At 63.9% G+C, this 19,417-nt stretch carries 18 protein-coding genes and 1 pseudogene; 11 read left to right on the forward strand and 8 right to left on the reverse strand.

Features of this window, described 5'->3' with window-relative positions:
- The 11 genes and pseudogenes from FJ936_RS23940 to FJ936_RS23990 form a co-directional block, all read left to right on the forward strand.
- Positions 1-188, forward strand: a pseudogene (locus tag FJ936_RS23940) (ABC transporter permease); the annotation flags it as partial.
- 87 nt (positions 189-275) lie between these two features.
- Positions 276-1,301: a sugar ABC transporter substrate-binding protein gene (locus FJ936_RS23945; protein WP_140790362.1), complete on the forward strand. Its 1,026-nt coding sequence runs from the start codon at positions 276-278 to the stop codon at positions 1,299-1,301.
- 90 nt (positions 1,302-1,391) lie between these two features.
- On the forward strand, positions 1,392-3,515 hold the full coding sequence (locus FJ936_RS23950; protein WP_140790360.1) for an SMP-30/gluconolactonase/LRE family protein: 2,124 nt from the start codon (positions 1,392-1,394) through the stop codon (positions 3,513-3,515).
- Positions 3,512-4,567 (forward strand): hypothetical protein, encoded by a 1,056-nt coding sequence (locus tag FJ936_RS23955; RefSeq protein WP_140790358.1) that lies wholly within the window; start codon positions 3,512-3,514, stop codon positions 4,565-4,567. The genes FJ936_RS23950 and FJ936_RS23955 overlap by 4 nt, the downstream gene beginning before the upstream one ends.
- The gene (locus FJ936_RS23960; protein WP_140790356.1) at positions 4,567-6,063 is read left to right on the forward strand and encodes a sugar ABC transporter ATP-binding protein; all 1,497 of its coding nucleotides are present in this window, start codon (positions 4,567-4,569) and stop codon (positions 6,061-6,063) included. Before FJ936_RS23955 ends, FJ936_RS23960 begins: the two co-directional genes overlap by 1 nt.
- Before the next feature lie 381 nt (positions 6,064-6,444).
- On the forward strand, positions 6,445-6,855 hold the full coding sequence (locus FJ936_RS23965) for a carboxymuconolactone decarboxylase family protein (RefSeq protein ID WP_140615468.1): 411 nt from the start codon (positions 6,445-6,447) through the stop codon (positions 6,853-6,855).
- A 138-nt stretch (positions 6,856-6,993) separates the two neighbouring features.
- Complete coding sequence (locus tag FJ936_RS23970) at positions 6,994-7,830, forward strand: metallophosphoesterase (RefSeq protein WP_140790354.1); 837 nt, start codon at positions 6,994-6,996, stop codon at positions 7,828-7,830.
- Positions 7,827-8,984: an ABC transporter ATP-binding protein gene (locus FJ936_RS23975; protein WP_140790352.1), complete on the forward strand. Its 1,158-nt coding sequence runs from the start codon at positions 7,827-7,829 to the stop codon at positions 8,982-8,984. Before FJ936_RS23970 ends, FJ936_RS23975 begins: the two co-directional genes overlap by 4 nt.
- Positions 8,977-9,900 (forward strand): sugar ABC transporter permease, encoded by a 924-nt coding sequence (locus FJ936_RS23980; RefSeq protein WP_140790350.1) that lies wholly within the window; start codon positions 8,977-8,979, stop codon positions 9,898-9,900. The genes FJ936_RS23975 and FJ936_RS23980 overlap by 8 nt, the downstream gene beginning before the upstream one ends.
- Positions 9,897-10,727, forward strand: coding sequence for a carbohydrate ABC transporter permease (locus FJ936_RS23985; RefSeq protein ID WP_140790348.1), 831 nt, complete (start codon positions 9,897-9,899; stop codon positions 10,725-10,727). Before FJ936_RS23980 ends, FJ936_RS23985 begins: the two co-directional genes overlap by 4 nt.
- Positions 10,728-10,753: 26 nt before the next feature.
- Entirely contained in the window at positions 10,754-12,019 is a 1,266-nt protein-coding gene (locus FJ936_RS23990) for an ABC transporter substrate-binding protein (RefSeq protein ID WP_140790346.1), read from the forward strand.
- Positions 12,020-12,069: 50 nt separating this feature from the next.
- On the opposite strand, the gene FJ936_RS23995 is transcribed toward FJ936_RS23990, so the two are convergent.
- From FJ936_RS23995 to FJ936_RS24030, 8 genes are all read right to left on the reverse strand, one after another.
- Positions 12,070-12,957, reverse strand: coding sequence for an amidohydrolase (locus FJ936_RS23995; protein WP_181171279.1), 888 nt, complete (start codon positions 12,955-12,957; stop codon positions 12,070-12,072).
- A complete protein-coding gene (locus tag FJ936_RS24000) occupies positions 12,957-14,228 on the reverse strand; it encodes a VWA domain-containing protein (RefSeq protein WP_246680524.1) in 1,272 nt (423 codons plus the stop codon). Before FJ936_RS24000 ends, FJ936_RS23995 begins: the two co-directional genes overlap by 1 nt.
- On the reverse strand, positions 14,225-15,106 hold the full coding sequence (locus tag FJ936_RS24005; RefSeq protein ID WP_140790342.1) for a MoxR family ATPase: 882 nt from the start codon (positions 15,104-15,106) through the stop codon (positions 14,225-14,227). Before FJ936_RS24005 ends, FJ936_RS24000 begins: the two co-directional genes overlap by 4 nt.
- 8 nt (positions 15,107-15,114) lie before the next feature.
- Positions 15,115-16,119 carry a molybdopterin cofactor-binding domain-containing protein gene (locus tag FJ936_RS31180; RefSeq protein ID WP_140714467.1) on the reverse strand — a complete coding sequence of 335 codons (1,005 nt, stop codon included), beginning with the start codon at positions 16,117-16,119 and terminating at the stop codon, positions 15,115-15,117.
- A gap of 1 nt (position 16,120) precedes the next feature.
- A complete protein-coding gene (locus FJ936_RS31185; protein ID WP_140790340.1) occupies positions 16,121-17,488 on the reverse strand; it encodes a xanthine dehydrogenase family protein molybdopterin-binding subunit in 1,368 nt (455 codons plus the stop codon).
- 126 nt (positions 17,489-17,614) lie between these two features.
- The gene (locus FJ936_RS24020) at positions 17,615-18,097 is read right to left on the reverse strand and encodes a (2Fe-2S)-binding protein (protein ID WP_140790338.1); all 483 of its coding nucleotides are present in this window, start codon (positions 18,095-18,097) and stop codon (positions 17,615-17,617) included.
- Between the two features lie 57 nt (positions 18,098-18,154).
- Positions 18,155-18,952: an FAD binding domain-containing protein gene (locus tag FJ936_RS24025; protein WP_141907090.1), complete on the reverse strand. Its 798-nt coding sequence runs from the start codon at positions 18,950-18,952 to the stop codon at positions 18,155-18,157.
- A 21-nt stretch (positions 18,953-18,973) separates the two neighbouring features.
- Positions 18,974-19,417: an SRPBCC family protein gene (locus tag FJ936_RS24030; RefSeq protein WP_140790334.1), complete on the reverse strand. Its 444-nt coding sequence runs from the start codon at positions 19,415-19,417 to the stop codon at positions 18,974-18,976.

Consider the following 19,417-nt stretch of genomic DNA (forward strand, 5'->3'; position numbering starts at 1 on the left):
GGGGCGGGGTGCGCAATGTGCTGGTGGGCGCCGCGCTGATCGGCATCCTGCTCAACGCCATGACCATCATCGACATTCCGCTGCTCTACCAGAACCTGATCAAGGCGGCGATCCTGCTCGGCGCCATCATCGTCGACGGCATCATCAATCCGCGCGACGAACAGACCGCGCAACAAGGTGACATTTAGAGCAGATGGGCTAGCCCATCTTGCTCTGGGGTACCCGGTGCGATCGCGATGATCGGCCGGCAATGAAACCGAACCAGAGGATGAGACATGAAACTGATCAGAACACTCATGGCGGCAGCCACGGCGCTGGCCGTCACCGCCTTCGTGGCGCCGACCTTCGCCGCCGACGATCCAGGCCCCGCTGCCTATGCACAAGCGCTGAAAGGCAAGCGCGTCATGCTGGTGCCGCTGGCGATGGGCTTCGACCTGGCGCAGGGCTGGGCGCATTATCTGAAGAAGGAAGTCGAAGCCTGGGGCGGCACGTTCGAAACGCGCGATCCCAACTGGGTCGTCGATGCCGGCGCGCAGGCGATCACCGACGCGATCTCGTCCGACACCCGACCTGATGTGCTGATCATCCATGCGCCGGACCTCAACTCCTATTCCAAGCTTATGAAGAAGGCGCAGGCCGCCGGCACCTATGTGATCCTGGTCGACAATCCGGCGAATTTTCCCGCCGATGCCTTCGTCGGCAGCGACTGGGACCGGCTCGGCCAGCTCGAGGCGGAAGCCGCGATCAAGGGCTGCGGCGAGAACTCCTCCAAGAAGATCGGGCTGGTGCAGGGCGACCAGGCCAACTCCTCCAGCCTTTACCAATATGCCGGCATCATGAAGGTGCTGGACAAGCATTCCGACTTCAAGGTCGTGGCCAAGCCCGATTCCAACTGGGATGCGACGACCTCGCGCAACGTGACCACGACCATGCTGCAGCAGAACCCGGACATCTGCTCGATCATCGACTTCTGGGATGGTGATGCCACCGGGGCGTCGGCCGCGATCCGCGACGCCAAGCTCGACGGCAAGGTGTTTTTGGTCACCACAGGCGGCGGCGAAAAGGCGGCCGATTGCGACAAGCTGAACGACGGCACCTACGGCGCCGTGGTGATGACCGATCTTGCCCGCCAATCGGGCGACATGAACGCCATCATCAAATTCCTGCTGCAGAGCGGCCAGCCGGCAGGCACCTCCCACACCTACATCTACACGCTGGAGAAGGCAACGACCAAGGCCGACCTCAAGCCCGACAGCTGCTGGGACCTGAAGGCGCTGCAGGCCGAAGCAGCGGCGAAGTAAGCTGATCGTCTGCAACCGATATCGACGAGGTGGCCGGATTGTCCGACCACCTCTTTCTCTTGTGGCCCTAGACCTGGCAGCAGTGACCCGATGAGCTTTCGCGAACGCCTCCAGTCCTGGCGCTACAATCTCGTGCCCGACCATCTCGTCGGCGAGATCCTGACCAAGCGCTGGACCGACAACGCCATTCCCTTCCTGGCGCTGGTGGTGACATTGGCGACTTTCGGCTCGATCATTCCAGGCTTCTTCAAGCTCTCTTCCCTGCAGGAATCGACCCGCCAGCTCGGCGAGTTTTCGATGGTCGTCACCGGCATGACGGTGGTGATGCTGGGCGGCGGCATCGATCTCTCGGTCGGTTCGATCTTCGCGCTGTCCTGCTTTTCCGCCGTCTATGTCTTCTTCATCCTCGAACAGTCGATCTGGCTGGCGCTGGCCGCCTCGCTCGCCACCGGCCTCGTGTTCGGCGCAATCAACGGCTACCTCGTCGGCTATCTCAGGCTGCGTGCCTTCCTTACCACGCTGGTGACCTTCATCTTCGGGAGGGCGCTGTTCGATATCCTGGTCACCACCTATGCCGCCGATGTGCAGCTTTCGACCGCTACGTCCGACGTGCTCGATTTCATCGGCGACAGCACTTTCTGGGGCCTGTCCGTCTCGGTGTGGCTGGCGATCATCCTCGCCGTCGTCACCCATATCGCGCTGACGCGCTCGCGGCCGGGCTGGCATGTACTGGCGGTCGGCGGCTCCCGGCGTTCGGCGCACAATGCCGGCATCCGGGTGCGCCGTACCGTGTTCATGACCTATGTCTTTTCCGGCTTCTGCGCCTCGATCGGTGGGTTTCTCATCGCCTGCCGGCTGAGCGGGGCAGGGCCGGGCACTGGCCTCAACCTCGAGATCATGGCGCTGACGGCGGCGGTGGTCGGCGGCGTCAGCCTCGGCGGCGGGCGCGGCTCGGTGATCAAGGGCCTGATGGGCGCCATCATCGTGCTGACCATGACCAACGGGCTGATCCGGCTGGGCTATGGCACCGGCACCAACCAGATGGTGCTCGGCATCATGCTGGCGGTGGCGGTGACCATCGACATTCGCTGGCTCAAGAACCGCCACAAGGTACTGAACGAGGTCTATGTCGCGCCGGTCTATCTCAAGATGGGCGAAACCCAGTCCGCGGTGCCGGGTTCGGGCACGCCTTACGCGCTCGACAACCGGCTGTCGGCGGCCGACCATATCGGGCTCGGCGAACTGGAAGGGCCGGAAGACGTCATCCTCGACCGCGACGACAATCTCTATTGCGGCACGCGCCATGGCGAGATCGTCCGCTTCTTCGCGCCGGATTATGTCAGGTCGGAGGTGTTCGCCCATATTGGCGGCTTTCCGCTGGGCTTGGCCTTTGACAAAGGGGGCAATCTGATCAGCTGCGTCGGCGCGATGGGGCTCTATTCCGTCTCTCCGGATCGCGCGGTCAAAAGGCTGTCGGCCGAGACGTCGCGCTCCTGGACCTCGATCGTCGACGACGCGCGGCTGCGCGATCCCAATGATTGCGATATCGCGCCGGACGGCCGGATCTATTTTACGGACTCGACCAAGCGTTATGACGCGCATGACTGGGCGCTGGACTCGATCGAGAACCGCGCCACCGGCCGCCTGCTGGTCTACGATCCCAGGGATGGGTCGACAAGGACGCTGCTCGACGGCTACCGTTACACCAATGGTGTCTGCATGGCGCATGACGGCAAGTCGCTGTTCTTCGCCGAAAGCTGGGCCTGCCGCGTGCATCGCTATTGGCTGGAAGGGCCGAAGGCGGGCACCGCCGAATGCGTCATCCGCGACATGCCGGGCTACCCCGACAACATCAACCGCGCGTCGGACGGCAATTACTGGATGGCGTGGCTGGGCATGCGCACGCCGAGCTTCGACCTGTCGCTGCGCCACCCCGACATGCGCAAGCGCATGACGCGCCGGCTGCCGCAGGACGAATGGCTGTTCCCCAACATCAACACCGGCGGCGTGGTGAAATTCAACGAGAAGGGCGGCATCGTCGAGGCGATGGGCGACTTGACGGGCGACGCGCACCCGATGGTCACCTCGATGCGCGAGCACAAGGGATATCTCTTCGTCGGCGGCATCCTCAACAACCGCATCGGCCGCTATAAGGTTTCCGGCGCCGACCCGAACTGGACCAGCTCCGCCTCGTATTGGGGAGCACAGCCATGATCCTCGACCCAATCCTGGATATGTTTCGCGGCAAGGCGGTGACCATCCCGCCGCTCGACGGCGCCTTCCGTCCCAACACGCTGCTCGACGATGCGCCGGCTTTTGTCGGATTGACCGAACCGGACAATCTACTGGTTGCCGACGGCCGGCTGCTAGCCTCCAGCGGCGGCGCCATCTATTCGCTTGCCGCCGACACTGAGCCGAAGGTTGTCGAGACCTTTCCTTCCCCAATCACGGCGCTGGCTCTGTCGCCATCGGGCCAACTGACGGTGGGGCTCGAAAGCGGCAGGCTGCTGACATCGGGCAAGGAAGTGTCGCTGCCGGCCGGTGTCAGCTGCATCACCGCTCTTGCCTATGCCGAGGACGGCACTTTGTGGTTGGCCAACGGGTCGACCGAGCATGCGCCATCGCAATGGGCCGCCGATCTGATGAAGAAGGGCGCATCCGGTTCGCTTTGGAAGCGAAACGCGGCAGGCGGCGAGTTCCGCAAGATAGCCGGCGACCTCGCCTTTCCCTACGGGCTCCACCCCATCGGCGGCGATGTGCTGGTCAGCGAAAGCTGGCGCCATCAGCTTGTCCGCTTCGACGGTGCGACCGGCAACCGTTCGACCGTGATGACGCATCTTCCCGGCTATCCCGCTCGGCTGTCGCCGGCCGGCGATGGCGGGGCGTGGCTGACCTTGTTCGCGCCACGCAACCGGCTGATCGAATTCGTGCTGCAGGAAACGCACTACCGCCAGGACATGATCGACCAGGTGCCGCCGGCTTACTGGATCGCGCCGGCGCTTGCCTCCAGCCGCAGCTTCCTCGAACCGCTGCAATGCGGCGGCATCCGTACCATGGGCATCCACAAGCCGTGGTCGCCGAGCCGCTCCTACGGGCTGGTGGTCAGGCTCGATCGAGACATGCAGCCGCGGTTCAGCCTGCACAGCCGCGCCAACGGCACGCGCCACGGCATTTGCAGCGTGGTGGAAAAGGGCGGCCAACTGTTCATTGCTTCCAGGGGTGGCGATTGCGTGCTGGCCGTCGACCTCGCCTCGGGAGGTTTCTGATGGAACCAATTATTCGCCTCGAAAACGTCACCAAGAATTATCGGGGCGTTCCGGCAGTCAAGAATGTCAGCTTCGAACTGCGCAAGGGCGAAATCCACGCACTACTCGGCGAGAACGGCGCGGGTAAATCGACACTCACCAAGATCATCGCCGGCGTGGTCGACGCCACATCCGGCAGGATGTTCCACAAGGGCCGGGAGATCGCCTACGCTTCGCCGCATGCCGCACTCGAGGCCGGCATTGCCATGGTGTTCCAGGAGACCAGCCTGGTGCCGTCGATGACGGTGGCGCAGAACCTCTATCTCGGTACTGAAAAATTCCTCAACCGGCTGCGCGGCACGTATATTTCAGCACAGCAGTTCCTGCAGTCGCTGAATTTTCCCGTTGATCCGAACGCGATGGTGGCAACGCTGGGCGCGGCCAAGCGGCAGATGGTCGAGATCGCGCGCGCGGTGCACCACAATGCCGAGATCATCATCTTCGACGAGCCGACGGCGACCCTGACGCCGGAGGAAAAACGGCATTTCTTCGCGCTGATCCGGCGGCTGAAGGCGAACGGTGTCTCGATCGTCTTCATCAGCCACGCGCTGGAAGAGGCATTGATGATTGCCGACCGCATCACCATCCTGCGCGACGGCGAGCTGGTCATCACCGACGACACGCCGGCCTTCGACCGCGACAGAATCGTCGCCGCCATGGTCGGGCGCACTTTGTCAGGGCAGATCTACCGCCAGCGCGACGAAGCCAAGCTGCGCAAGGCGGGCCGGAGAGTGCTGTCGGTGCAGGACATTTCGATGAGCAATGTCGTGCGCAACAACTCCTTCTCGATCTTCGAGGGCCAGATCACCGGCGTGTTCGGGCTGATCGGCTCCGGCCGCACCGAGACCTTCAAGATCGTGTCGGGCATCTACAAGCGCGATTTTTTGCGCGGTGGTACAATCGAACTCGACGACAGGCCGGTGCGCTATCTCGTGCCGAGCGAAGCGGTGGCGGACGGCATCGTCTATGTCACCGAGGACCGCAAGAGCGAAGGCATCTTCGAGACGATGAGCATCGCCGAGAACCTGTTTGGTGGCCTGCTGGCGGCCGGCCGTGAAAAGGCCTGGGTGATCAACCAGCAGGAGATGCACGTGCTATCGGCCGAATGGACGAAGACGCTCAACATCAGGGCGATCAACGACAATGCGCGCGTGGTCGAACTCTCCGGTGGCAACCAGCAGAAGGTGGTGATCGGCAAGGGGCTGGTGCAGCAGCCGCACATCGTCATTTTCGACGAACCGACGCGCGGCGTCGATGTCGGGGCCATCGCGGAGATCCACCAGATCATCAACCGGCTGGCCGACGAGGGATTGGCCGTGGTGGTGATCTCATCCTATTTGCCGGAGGTCATGAACCTGTCGGATCGGATACTCGTATGCCGGCAAGGCCGCATCGTCGAGGAGTTTTCTCCGGCGGAGGCCACGGAGGAGAAGATCATGTACGCGGCGGTGCACTAGGGGGCGGGGAAGGCGGATGATCGCACCGTTGGATGGAACACCGGAGGTTAGCCGCCTCATCCGCCATTTCGTCATCCACGGGCGGAGCAAGGAGCGTAGCGACGCGGCGCAGACCCGAGGATCCATGCCGGGACTTCGAAGCGTAGCAGCGGTGCAGAATTCTGCTTCGCTGCACTCCACGGCTGGCGTCACGGCATGGATCCCAGGGTCTCCGCGACGGCGCTTCGCGCCTGCTTCGCCCAGGGATGACGAAGTTTAGTGCTTCGGCAAATCTGCAAACGCTTTTGCTCATCGAAAGCTGAATTAGAAGGGCCGGTTAGCCGCCTTTGCTCGAGACCTGAATCAACGACCTGATCCGCCGATCCAACGAAAGGAAATGCCATGGCCACCACAAGACTGCTGAGCGATGCCGAGGTGGAAAAAATCCCGGCGGTGAAGGCGGTGTTCGACGACATCAGGGCGACGCGCAAATCGGATTTCGTCAACAATTTCTGGCGCGGGCTGGCCAATGATCCGGCGGCGCTGAAGCGGATCTGGGAGCAGTTGAAGGTCGTGATGGTCGCCGACAGCGCCATCGATCCGCTGACCAAGGAGATGATCTACATCGCGGTTTCTACCGCCAATGGCTGCTCCTACTGCGTGCATTCGCACACGGCGGCGGCGCGCGCCAAGGGCATGACAGACGCGCAGCACGGCGAGTTGGTGTCGATCATCGGGCTCGCCGGGCAGACCAATCATCTGGTCACGGCCATGCAGATCCCGGTCGATCCGCAATTCGAGGTGAAAAGCTAGCCGTCAGCCAGCCTATCGGCATGGCGGGGAACATTTGTCCCCTGCCTGTTAAGGAAGTGACATGTAACGGCACTAAGGAGACCCACGCGAAGTCGCGCCGGTGGGTTCCCGGCAGCCGGCTCTCGCAGTGGAGCCGGCATGAAAATCGTCCAGATCACCGATACCCATTTCAGCCCGACCAAGCCGCATTTCAACGGCAATTGGGAGCCGCTGGCCGCCTGGATCGCGCAAAGCGGCGCCGATCTCGTCATCCACACCGGCGATCTCAGCGTCGACGGCGCCGACAAGGACGACGACATCGGCTTCTGCATGGAGCTGATGCGGGAAATCTCGGTCCCGATGCTGCTGGTGCCCGGCAATCACGATGTCGGCCATCTCCCCGGTTCGTTGCAGCCGGTCAATGCGGAACGCCTGGACCGCTGGCGCCGGCTGGTTGGTCCTGATTATTGGACGGAGGACGCCGGAAACTGGCGATTTATCGGTCTCGACAGCCTGCTGATGGGCTTTGATGATGCCGAGGAAGAGGCCCAGTTCGAATGGCTGCGTGCGGCGCTGGAAAGCCGTGGCGGCCGGCGTGTCGCGCTCTTCGCCCACAAGCCGCTGTTCATCGACGCGCCCGGCGAAGATGACACCGGTTACTGGAGCGTCCGCCCGGCACAGCGGCAGCGTCTCTACGATCTCATCGGTGCCCATGATGTGGCGCTTTTCGCCAGCGGTCACCTGCACCGGGCATGGCAAGGCAAATACGAAAACACCGCGCTGGTCTGGGGTCCGTCGGCCGCCTTTGTCGTCGGCGACATGGAGCGCGACATGCCGGGCGAGCGGCTGCTCGGCGCCGTCATGCATGAATTCGACGACACGGTCGCCAGCGAGATCGTCGCCATACCCGGTATGACCGTCCACGTCCTCGATGACGTGGTCGAGGAAGTCTACCCGCACGAGGCGCACAAGGTCCGCAAGAAGGTCGCGTCATGAGCGCGCTCTCGCTTCGCGGCCTGAATAAATCCTTTGGCGGCAATGCCGTCCTGAACGGCGTCAGCCTCAATGTCGAAGCGGGCGAGTTCATCGCCCTGGTCGGTCCCTCGGGCTGCGGCAAGAGCACCTTGCTGCGCATTCTTGCCGGGCTTGATCATGCCGACAGCGGCGAGATCTTCGTTGCTGGCAAGGACATGTCTGCGGTCGCCGCGGCCGATCGCAACATCGCCATGGTGTTCCAGTCCTACGCGCTCTACCCGCATCTGACGGCCGGCCAGAACATCGCGGTTCCCTTGGCCATGAAGCGGCTGAGCCGGACGCAGCGCCTGCCGCTGGTCGGCTCCGCATTGCCGGGCCAGAAAGAAATCCGCGCTGGCATTTCGCGGGATGTCCGCGAGATGGCGACGGTACTCAAGATCGATCATCTGCTCGACCGCAAGCCTGGTCAGATGTCGGGCGGGCAGCGGCAGCGTGTCGCCCTGGCGCGCGCCATGGTGCGGCGCCCCTCGATCTTCCTGATGGACGAGCCGCTTTCCAACCTCGACGCCAATCTGCGGGTGCACGCCCGTGGCGAGATCGTCGAACTGCACCGCCGCGCCGGCGTGCCGACGCTCTATGTGACGCATGACCAGGCCGAGGCACTTTCGATGGCCGACCGGGTGGCGGTGATGATCGGCGGCAATCTGCTGCAACTCGCCGCGCCCGAGGCGATCTACAACGATCCGGCCCATATCGAGGTCGCCCGTTTCGTCGGCCAGCCCAGGATCAACATCATACCGGCACTTGCCGAAAATGGCCGTGTCAGCTTCGAAGGCATCCGGTTGGCCCTGATGGAGAAGGTGGCAAACGGCCCGGTCAGCCTCGGCATCCGGCCCGAATTCGTCAAACTGTCTCCCAGTGGGCGGAGCGGCCTTGCCGGGCGGATCGAGCGCCTCGAATTCCTCGGTTCGGAAGTCATTGCCCATTGCCGGCTCGATGCGACCGGCGACATCGTCATCGCCAAGCTGGCGCCGCACGAGGCGAGGGACCTGATTGCGGGAATGCCGGTGGGTATCCTCCTTCCACCCGAGCATGCCATGGTCTTCGGGCCGGAGGGAAAGCGGCTGCGCACGGCGAGCGCCGCGCCCGCACGCCAGGAGCCGGCCTATGTCTAGCGTCGCGCTGGCTGGCAATGTCCCGAGCGCCGCGGCCCTCCACAGGCGCAGCGAGGACCGCACCGCCTGGCTGCTGGCGGCCCCGGCGATCGTGCTCTTGCTGCTGTTCGTGCTGCTGCCGGTGGTCGCCGTCATCTTCCTCGGCTTCACCGATTTCGAACTCGGTTATGGCAAATTCCGCCTGGTCGGCTTCGAGAATTACGCGCATCTCCTGACCGACCGCACCTTCCGCAGATCGCTGTGGAACACATCGGTCTATACGGCGATCGTCGCACCGGTCTCGATCGTGCTTGGCCTTGGCGTCGCCTTGCTGATCGAAGGCGAACCTCGGGCGCGCGGTTTCTTCCGCACCGTCTATTTCCTGCCGGTCGCATCGCTGATCGTCGCTATGGCGACAGTCTGGCAATATCTCTTCCACCCGACCATCGGGCCACTCAACGCGCTGCTTGCGCTGGTCGGCATTCCTGGCCCGAACTGGCTCGGCGCCTCCAGCACCGTGCTCTACAGCCTGTCGATCATCGGCGTCTGGCAGTCGGTCGGCTTCAACATGGTTCTGTTCCTGGCTGGCCTGACGGCGATCCCGCGCGAGCTCTACGCCGCTGCTCACGTCGATGGCGCGAAATCGGCGCTCGACCGGTTTTTCCTGGTCACCTGGCCGATGCTCGGGCCGACGACGCTGTTCGTCGTCACGATCAGCATCACCAATGCGGTGAAGGTCTTCGAAACCGTGAAGATGCTGACCGATGGCGGGCCCAACAAGGCCTCCGAAGTGCTGCTGTTCACCATCTACCAGGAAGGCTTCGTCTACCTGCGCGTCGGCTATGCCTCGGCAATGACCGTCGTCTTCCTTGCGATCCTGGTCGTGCTGATGCTTCTCCAATACCGCGTGCTCGACCGGCGGGTGCATTACACATGACCAGCCTGCCTGCCGGCCGCATCATCCGTTTCGCGCTGCTTTCGCTGGGCGCGCTGATGATCCTCGCGCCTTACATCTTCATGATCTCGACCGCGGGCAAGACGCAGAGCGACATCTTCACCTCGTCGCTGTCGCTCATCCCGCAGCATTTCTATTTTGCCGAGAATTTCGCCAAGGCGCTGAGCAAGGTGCCGATGGCAACACTGCTGTGGAACGGCGTCGTCGTGTGCGGCCTGATCTTCTTCTTCCAAGTGCTGGTCGCGATTCCCTGCGCCTACGCCATGGCCAAGCTGAAATTCCGTGCCGCGCGGCTGATGATGGTGCTGGTCATGCTCGGCCTGCTGGTACCGATCCATGCCACGGCGCTGCCGCTCTATGTCGCCTTCGACAGGATGTCGCTGCTCAACAGCTACACCTCGCTGGTGGCGCCGTTCACCATCTCGGTGTTCGCGATCTTCATGTTCCTGCAGTTCTTCCGCGCCATGCCCGACGACCTCATCCACGCAGCAAGGCTCGACGGCATGTCCGAGCTCGGGATCGTCGCGCGCGTCATCGTCCCCAACGCCTGGCCGGCCGTCACCGCGTTTGCGATCTTCTCGGTGGTCGCCCACTGGAACGATCTCTACTGGCCGCTGATCGTCGTCAGCAAGCAGGCCTATGCCACGCCGCCGCTCGGCCTGATGTATTTCCGCGCCGCCGAGGCGGGCGACGACTACGGCGCGCTCATGGCCGCCACGCTGATCATCACCCTTCCACTCGTCGTCGCCTTCCTGTTCGCACAGAAGCGCTTCGTCGAAGGCATCACCATGACCGGTCTCAAAGGCTGACCGGGTCGAACCAGGAGCACGAGCACATGAAGCAACTTTCCAGGATACTTGCAGCGGCGGCGATCTCGCTGACGACAGCCCTTCCGGCCTATGCCGACACGACGCTGACGGTCCATTATCCGATGCCCGGCTTCTTCAAGAACGTGATGGACACGATCTCGAAGAAGTTCATGGAAGAAAATCCCGACATCAAGATCCAGTTCGCCAGCCCGTCCGCCACCTATGAGGAAGGCATCCAGACCATCCTTCGCCAGGCCGGCACCGACGAAATGCCCGACATCACCTTCATCGGTCTCAACCGTCTGCGCATGCTCAACGAACGCGACGTCGCCGTCGATCTTGGCCCGCTGGTCAAGAAGGAAGGCAACATGGCTGAGCTCGGCTTCTCCGACACGATCCTGAAGCTGGCGCAGGTCAACGGCAAGCAGGTCGGCCTCGCCTTCGCCACTTCGAACCCGATCATGTACTACAACGCCGACCTGGTGAAGGCCGCCGGCGGTGATCCGGACAATCCGCCCAAGACCTGGGACGAGGTGATCGCGCTCGGCGGCAAGATCAAGGCGCTCGGCAATGGCGTCGACGGCATCGACTTCCGCTGGCAGGGCGATGACTGGATGTTTTCGGCGCTGCTGTTCGGCGCCGGCGGCAAGATGCTGAACGAGGACGAAAGCAAGGTCGCCTTCAACGGGCCGGAAGGCGAGAAGGCAGTCGAGATCCTGCAGCGGATGGTGAAGGAGGGCGGCATGCCGGTCTTCACCAAGCCGGCTGGCGAGCAGGCGTTCGCGGCCGGCAAGGTTGGCTTCGAGTTCCAGACCACCGGCGCGCTGGTCAACACCATCAAGAACGTCGGCGACAAGTTCACGCTGCGGACGGCCAAGATCCCGCTGATCGATGCGGCCAACGGCCATCTGCCGACCGGCGGCAATGCCGTGGTCATCCTGACCAAGGATGCCGCCAAGCAGGACGCCGCCTGGAAATTCGCGAAATTCGCCGCCGGCCCTTATGGCGCGTCGGTCGTCGTGCCCGGCACCGGCTATGTCCCCAACAATGAACTCGCGGCGAAATCGCCGGAATATCTCGGTGATTTCTACAAGAAGAACCCGCTGTTCCAGGCCGGGCTCAGCCAGATGCCGCTGATGGTTCCGTGGTATGCCTTTCCGGGGACCAACGGTGTGAAGGTGACACAGACCATCGTCGACAATCTGTCGCGGATCGTCGACCAGTCGGCGACGCCCAAGGAAGCGCTCACCGATGCGGCAAGCGACGTCGAAGGCATGCTGCCGACGCAGTAAGGACTTGCCAGGGCATCGCCGCGCCAATGGCGCGGCGAACTCCCTGGCGGTCAAGCCGGCCGGTAGATCCGCTCCGCCGTATTCCAGAAGATATCAGCCTCGGCCGCCGGACCGTGCTTCGCTACAGCCGCGCGGTGGGCCTTGATCAGTTCGGCGTGGCTCGTCCACAACTTCTCGATGGGGAAGTTGGAACCGAACATCAGGTGATCCGCGCCCAATATCTCGATCGCGTTGTCGACGATATAGGCGATCAGCGCCGGGTCGTTGCGGTGGACGAAAGTGCCGAGGCCAGACAGCTTGGCGTAGACGTTCGGCGCCGCCGACAGCGTGCGCAGCCCAGCCTTCCAGTCTTCGGTGGTTTCCTGATCCATGCCGGTCAGCATGCCGGCGTGGGTGAGGATGAAATTTGTCTCTGGATTTTCTCCGACCAGCGTCAGCCCGTCCGTCATCTGGGCAGGAAAGAGCTGCAGGTCGAAGGACAGGCCATAATCCTTCAGCCGTGCCACATTGGCCCGTACCCTGGGGTCGATCACCTGATCGGGGCCAGTGGCGAAGCGGAAGGCCGGGGTCTCGTGCCAATGCAATTGCATGCGCACGCCGCGCAGCAGCGGATATTTTTTCAAGCGGTCGATCTGGGGTCTGATATCGTCCACCGTCATGTCGGTGTAGCCGACGATGGCGTGCGGCCAGCCGGTTTCATCTGCCGTTTTCTGCAGGAAGGCGACTTCCTTTTCGAAGTCCTCCTTCGCCCAGTTGGTCTGGACGTAGACCGCTTTCTCGACGCCGGACCCTTGCTGGTCGGCGAGAAACTCCTCGATCGGGTAGTCGCGGCGGATCGGCTCGTAGGGGCCGAAGATGCGCGGCACCATCGGCCCGACCAGCCAGGGCTGGTCCTGCTGGCGCCAGATGTGGAAATGCGCGTCGATGGCTTTCTGCATCACGATACCCTTTTCCAGATTGTCGCCGCCCGTGGAGCAGGGCGGGCGAGCGACAGGATGAAATCGGTGAGGCCGGCGAGCGACGAGCCGTCGACCAGATCGTCGAGATCAGGCAGGATGGCCCGCAGCGCGGCCGTTGCCGGCTGGAAGCGCGGGTCGCCGGCCAAAGGTGTCGCCAGCGACAGCCGGAAAGCACGGGCGCTCAGCCGGCGCATCGCCGTCTCCAGTTCGGCATGGTCGCCGCGCTCCAGCGCGTCGGACAGGATGATCACCGCCGCACCACGTGCGAAGGCGGAAAAACGCGGCACGGAGAGGAAAGCAAGCAGCGTTGGCCCCATGCGGGTGCCGCCGTCCCAGTCGTCGACCTGGACGGCCGCGCGCGCCAGCGCCTGCTCGCGGTCGCGGATGCGCAGCGCTGACGTGATGCGGGTCAGACGCGTGCCGAAGGTGAAGATCTCGGCGCGGTCAGCGCCTTGCACGGCGGCATGCGCGAGCTTGAGATAATCAGCAGTGTGCAGTTTCATCGAGCCGGACACATCGATCAGGATCAGCAGTTTGCGCGGCACGGTCTGGCGGCGGCGCAACAAGGGTGAGGGGACATCGCCATCGGCGCTGACGATTTCCCTGAGCGAGCGGCGCAGGTCGAGCTTGCCGCGCGAATGAGTGCGCACCGTGCGGAAGGAGCGGCGGGCAGGCAGGGCACTCGACAGTTGACGGCGGAAGGCGGTCAGCCTGTCGTCGTCGCGCTGGAAGGCGCGGCTGCTCAACTGTTCGATCGCCGAGGATAGCTCGCCGCCTTCCTGTCGCTGCTCGGCTTCGATCCGCTCGTCGTCGGCGCCGCCATCATCCTTGACGCGGGTTTCCTCGTCGCTGTCGCCTTCCACCACGGCTGATGTGTTGCCGTAAAAATGGCTTTGGAAATGCGCCTCGAATTCGTCGCGGCGGTCAGGTGGCGGCGCCAGGGTGGCCAGCGCTGCCTCACGGATATCGGCCATCGAACGGGGCCCGAGCAGCGTCACGGCCTGCATGAAGCCAGAGATTTGCTCCGGGGCGATTCTAAAGCCGTAGCGGCGCAGCAGTTGGCCGAAGCCAAGGAAGGGCGTGGCGGCGGGAGGTACGCTCTCCTCGCCCCGTTTACGGGGAGAGGATGCCGGCAGGCAGGTGAGGGGCAGCGCCGACTTCTGGCCATCGTGGCGCCGCCCCTCATCCGCCCCTTCGGGGCACCTTCTCCCCGTGAACGGGGAGAAGGGATCGTTGACGTCCCGGCTCACGCCAGTGCCTCCTGGACGATGCGCCCAAGCTCGGGGGCGATGTAGGAAAGATCTTCCTCGTCCTTGATCAATACGCCGATGGCGCGGCGGAAGGCTTCCGGCCACGGGCTGCCGCCCTTTTCCAGGATCGTCGCGGCATTGGCCCATTCGACGGCCTCGGCGATGCCGGGCGGCTTGGCGAGCGGACGGGCGCGGATGGTCTGCACGGCGGCCGCCACCGCGCGCGCGGTAGCCTCCGCGACATCGCCAGCACGCAGCATGATGATGGCGGCCTCGCGTTCGGCGTCGGGGTAGCCGATCCAGTGATAGACGCAGCGGCGGCGCAGCGCCTCGGCGAGTTCACGGGTGCGGTTCGAAGTCAGGATGACGATCGGCTGTGCGGCGGCACGGATGGTGCCGCGCTCGGGGATGCTGATCTGGAAGTCGGACAGGAATTCCAGCAGCAGCGCCTCGAATTCATGATCCGAGCGATCGATCTCGTCCACCAGCAAAATACGCTGCCGCGGCGCCTTCAGCACCTGCAGCAGCGGCCGGGCAATCAGGAAACGGTCGTCATAGATATCGATCTCGTGCTCGCCGGCATGGCGGATGGCGAGCAGTTGGCGCTGGTAGTTCCACTCATAAAGCGCATGCGCGGCGTCGATGCCTTCATAGCATTGCAGGCGCACCAGATCGCGGCCGAGCAGCTCGGCCATCGCCTTGGCGGCTTCCGTCTTGCCGACGCCCGGCGCGCCTTCGAGCAGCAGTGGCTTGCCCAGCCGGATCGCCAGGAAGATCGCGGTGGCGAGGCTGTCGTCGGCCAGATAGCGCGAGGCGGCGAGGCGCTCGGCCACCGCCTCCGGCGAGGTCGCGACCGTTTCGGCGTTTCCCTCGGGCATGTCGGTCCTCAGTTAGCCGCTTGCGCCTTGAGCGCGCGCAAAATGCGTTCGGGCGTGATCGGCAGCATGTCGATACGCACGCCGACGGCATCGAAGACGGCGTTGGCGACCGCCGGGATTTGCGGGTTGGCGCACATTTCGCCTGGTCCCTTGGCGCCATAGGGGCCATCTGCCGAGGGCCGCTCCAGCACGATGATTTCGGTTTCGGCGAGGTCGCCGGGACCAGGCATCAGATACTGGTTGAAGTCGGTGCCGCCATGGTCGCGGTTGGGATAATAGGGTTCCGTCGTCTCGTAGAGCGCATGGCTGATGCCCATCCAGGAGCCGCCGACCAGCTGCTGCTCGACCATTTTAGGGTTCAACGCGCGGCCGATCTCGAAGACGTTCTTGACCGTCAGCACCGTGACCTCGCCGGTTTCGTCGTCGACTTCGACCTCGGCCACCGTGCAGGCATGCGCGTAACAGGTCGACGGCTTCATCGCGCCGGTCTCCTTCTCCGGATAGGAGCGCGGGATCAAAAACATGCCACGACCTGAGATCGAGCGGCCGCGCTTGAAATGCGCCGACAGGGCGACATCGAAGATCGAGATCGATCTCTGTGGCGCGCCCTTGACCAGTATGTTACCCTGGCCGTCGGTTTCGAGGTCCGAGGCATTCACTTCCAGTTCCTCGGCCGCCACTTCAAGCATCACCTGGCGGGCTTCCCTGGCGGCCTGGATGACCGCGTTGCCGGCGCGGTGTGTGCCGCGCGAGGCGAAGGTGCCCATGCAGTGCGGGCCGGTGTCGGTGTCGGCGGTGTCGACGACGACGCGGTCGGTCGGCACGCCGATCGTCTCGGCGCAGATCTGCGCCATGATCTGCTTCATGCCCTGGCCGAGATCGACGCTGGAAAGTGTGACCATGAAATTGCCGGTCGGGGTCGAATGCACCAGCGCCTGGGTCGGGTCGCCGCCAAGGTTCATGCCGGTGGGATAGTTGATCGCGGCGACGCCGCGTCCACGCCTGATCGCCATCTCAAGCTCCGTTCTTGTACGAGGACATCGCCATGTATTTCTCCGCCACCGGCCAGTGGGCGGCGCGCGAGGCTTCCTGCATGCATTCGATGAGTGCCGCGCCCTCGGTCGGCTGGCGATGCGCCTTCATGTCGCCGTCGCGATAGGCATTGATGAAGCGGAATTCGAGTGGATCCATGCCGATCAGCCGCGCCAGCTTGTCCATCTGCACCTCCAGCGCGAAATCGCCGATGGTGACGCCGAAGCCGCGCATGGCCGACGACGGCGTGCGATTGGTGTAGACGCAGTAGGTGTCGATCCAGACGTTGGGGATGGTGTAGGGACCGGGATAGTGCCCGGCGCCCTTCTGCGCGCCATAGGGCGAGTGGCGGGAGTAGGCACCGGCATCGGTGTAGCCGGTGACCTTCCGTGCGACGATGCGGCCATCGTTCATGACGCCGTCCTTGATGACGACTTTTTCGGCCGCGCGGGGCGAGGAGATCTGCATCTCCTCCTCGCGGCTGTAGATAAAACAGACTGGTCGCCCGGTTAGTTTTGCGCCGAGGATGGCAATCGGCTCGACGATGACATCGACCTTGCCGCCGAAACCGCCGCCGACCGTGCCGCCGACAAAATGCAGCTTGCTGCCCGGCATCTGCAGGATGATCGAGGTGTTGTCGAGGGTGAAGAACATCGCCTGTGTGTTGGTGTAGCAGGTGAAGCGGTCATTGCCCTCGGGCGCCACCACGCAACCGGTGGTCTCGGTCGGCGCGTGCTCGATGGGCGAGGACTGATAGCTTTGCTCCAGCACGTGATCGGCCTCGGCAAAGCCCGCCTCGACATCGCCGAAGCGCACCTTGCGGCACGCGCCGCTGTCATAGAGGTAATAGTTCTGGCCGTGATACTCGTTGACGATCGGCGCGCCGGGCTTCAGCGCTTCCTCCATGTCGAACACGGCGGGCAGCACTTCATAATCGACCTTGACCTTGGCGGCGGCTTCCTGGGCGGCCCGCTCGGTTTCGGCCAGCACCGCCACCACGGCCTCGCCCTTCCAGCGTACCTTACCGTCGGCCAGGACCGTCTCGTCTTCCGGTCCGACCTGGATCAGGATCAGGATCGTGTAGACATTGTGCGGCACGTCCCTGGCCGTCAGCACCTTGACCACGCCCGGATGTTTTTCGGCCTCCGACGTGTCGATTGAGCGGATGCGGGCATGGTGATGAGGGCTGCGCACCATCTTCAAATGCAGCATGCCGGGAAAGTTGCGGTCGGCGAAATAGGCGGTCTTGCCGGTGACGTGGCCTGGCGAATCCGAGCGTGGCCGCGCCTGGCCGATCTCATGCAGATCGTCCTTGCGGACATCGGCGAAGTAGCTCTTGCGCAATTCCATTTCTTTGGTCCCTCAGAGCATGATGCCGAAAAGTGTGAAGCGGTTTTCGGGCGACATCATGCTCTATCTCTTTGATTTAGAGCCGGATTCGGATTTCAGGTCTGTTCGACCTGAAATCATCCGGCTCTAGGCCGCGTTCTGCGAATTGGCGCGGGCGGCGGTCAGCACCGCCTGGATGATCGGCTCGTAGCCGGTGCAGCGGCAGACGTTCCCGGACAGCGCCTCGACGACGTCCTCGCGGCTGGGATTGGGCGTGTGGTCGAGCAGCACCTTGGCGGCCATGATCATGCCCGGCGTGCAAAAACCGCATTGGCTGGCGAATGTGTCGAGGAAGGCACGCTGCAGCGGGTGCAGCACGCCGCCTTCGGCGAGGCCCGATGTGGTGGTGATCGTTGCATCGTTGCAGGTCTCGGCCAGCGTCAGGCAGGAGAGCCTCAACTCGCCGTCGATGATGACGGAGCAGGCGCCGCAGGTGCCTTGGTGGCAGCCGCCCTTCGGCGAGGTGTCGCCGACCTTGTCGCGCAAGGCATTGAGCAGCGTCGTGCCGCTTTCTATGAATTCGGCTTTTTCGGAGCCGTTGAGCGTGAATTGAACCGGGACCTTTGCCATTCTTCCTCCTTGCGCGCCTGCCCGAGGAGCGGGCAGGCGCGCGCCCTCCCACGGGTGTTATTCGCTCAGCAGCAATCGGCCGAGATGCACCGGCAGCACTTCGGCGCGATACCAGGCGCTGGCGATCGGGTCGGTGATGGGCGAGATGCCTTCAGCCGCGGCAGCCAGCGCCGGTGCGATGCCATCCGGGTCGAGCGTCCTGCCGAGCAGCGCTTTTTCCGCTGCCTTGGCACGCATCGGCCGATCGGCCATGCAGCCGAGCGCGACCCGCGCCGAGGACACGGTCCCGTCTCCAGCCTGTTCCAGAACGATGGCGATGCTCAGCACCGAAATCCCTTTGGGCTTGACCCGCGACACTTTGAGGAAGTGGAAGCTGTCGGCCTTCGCAAGCGTGAAACCGACCGACGTGACGATGGCGCGGCTGTCGTCCCGTGCGGCCAGGAAGGTCTCGATAGGCCTTTCGCCGTCATCGGTAGTGACCGTTGCGTCGAGCGCCAGGAGGGCCACGGCGAAATCGCCATAGGGCGCCGGCGCGAACAGATTGCCGCCGACGGTCGCCATGTTGCGGATCGCCGGGCCGCCGACGGCGCGCGCGGCCTTGGCAAGCTGGCCAAGCTCGGGATGGCGGGCGATCGCCGCCAAGGTCACCGAGGCGCCGATGCGCACCTTGCCGCCGGACAGGGCGATGGCCGATAGGGCCGGGTCGGTGGCGCGGACAAGAGTGGAGACGGAGATATCGCCTTCATTGGCGGCTCGAACTGCAAGCGTGCCGCCTCCGAGATAGCGGCTGCCAGCGACCGTCAGCGCCGCATTGGCGTCCTTCACGGTCGAGAATGTCTGCAATGCCAGCGCCATGGCGCGCTCCCGTAGTTTGCCTCAGCCTTGCTCGGCGAAATGGCTCTTCAACGCGTTGAAGCCGCCCTGGAAGACGTTGGTTCCCATGCCTTCGGCCAACTTGTCCGCTTCCTCGGCGGCGGCGTCGAAGCTGGCGGTCCATTCCGCATAGGTGCGGTCGCCGTCGGTGACGCGCCTGAGCTGCAGCGTCGCCTTGTGGTTGGTGAGGGGCTGCGGCGTTTCCAGGATGGAATAGCTGACGAGGAAGTCGTCATCGGAGAAGTCGAGCAGTTTTTCGCGCAGGCGGGCACCGCTGGCCAGCTGGAAGTTGCGCACGCAGCCGATCGTGCTGGCATCCTTGCCGTCCTCGATATGGCTCTCGACCATGCGTGGATGCCAATCCGGCAGCCCGTTAAAGTCGCGTATGCGCGCCCAAACCTTTTCGACCGGTGCGTCGATGACGCTGGAGATGGTGACTTTGGGCAT

The sequence above is a fragment of the Mesorhizobium sp. B2-4-13 genome, from assembly GCF_006658535.1.
GTDB classification, from domain to species: domain Bacteria; phylum Pseudomonadota; class Alphaproteobacteria; order Rhizobiales; family Rhizobiaceae; genus Mesorhizobium; species Mesorhizobium australicum.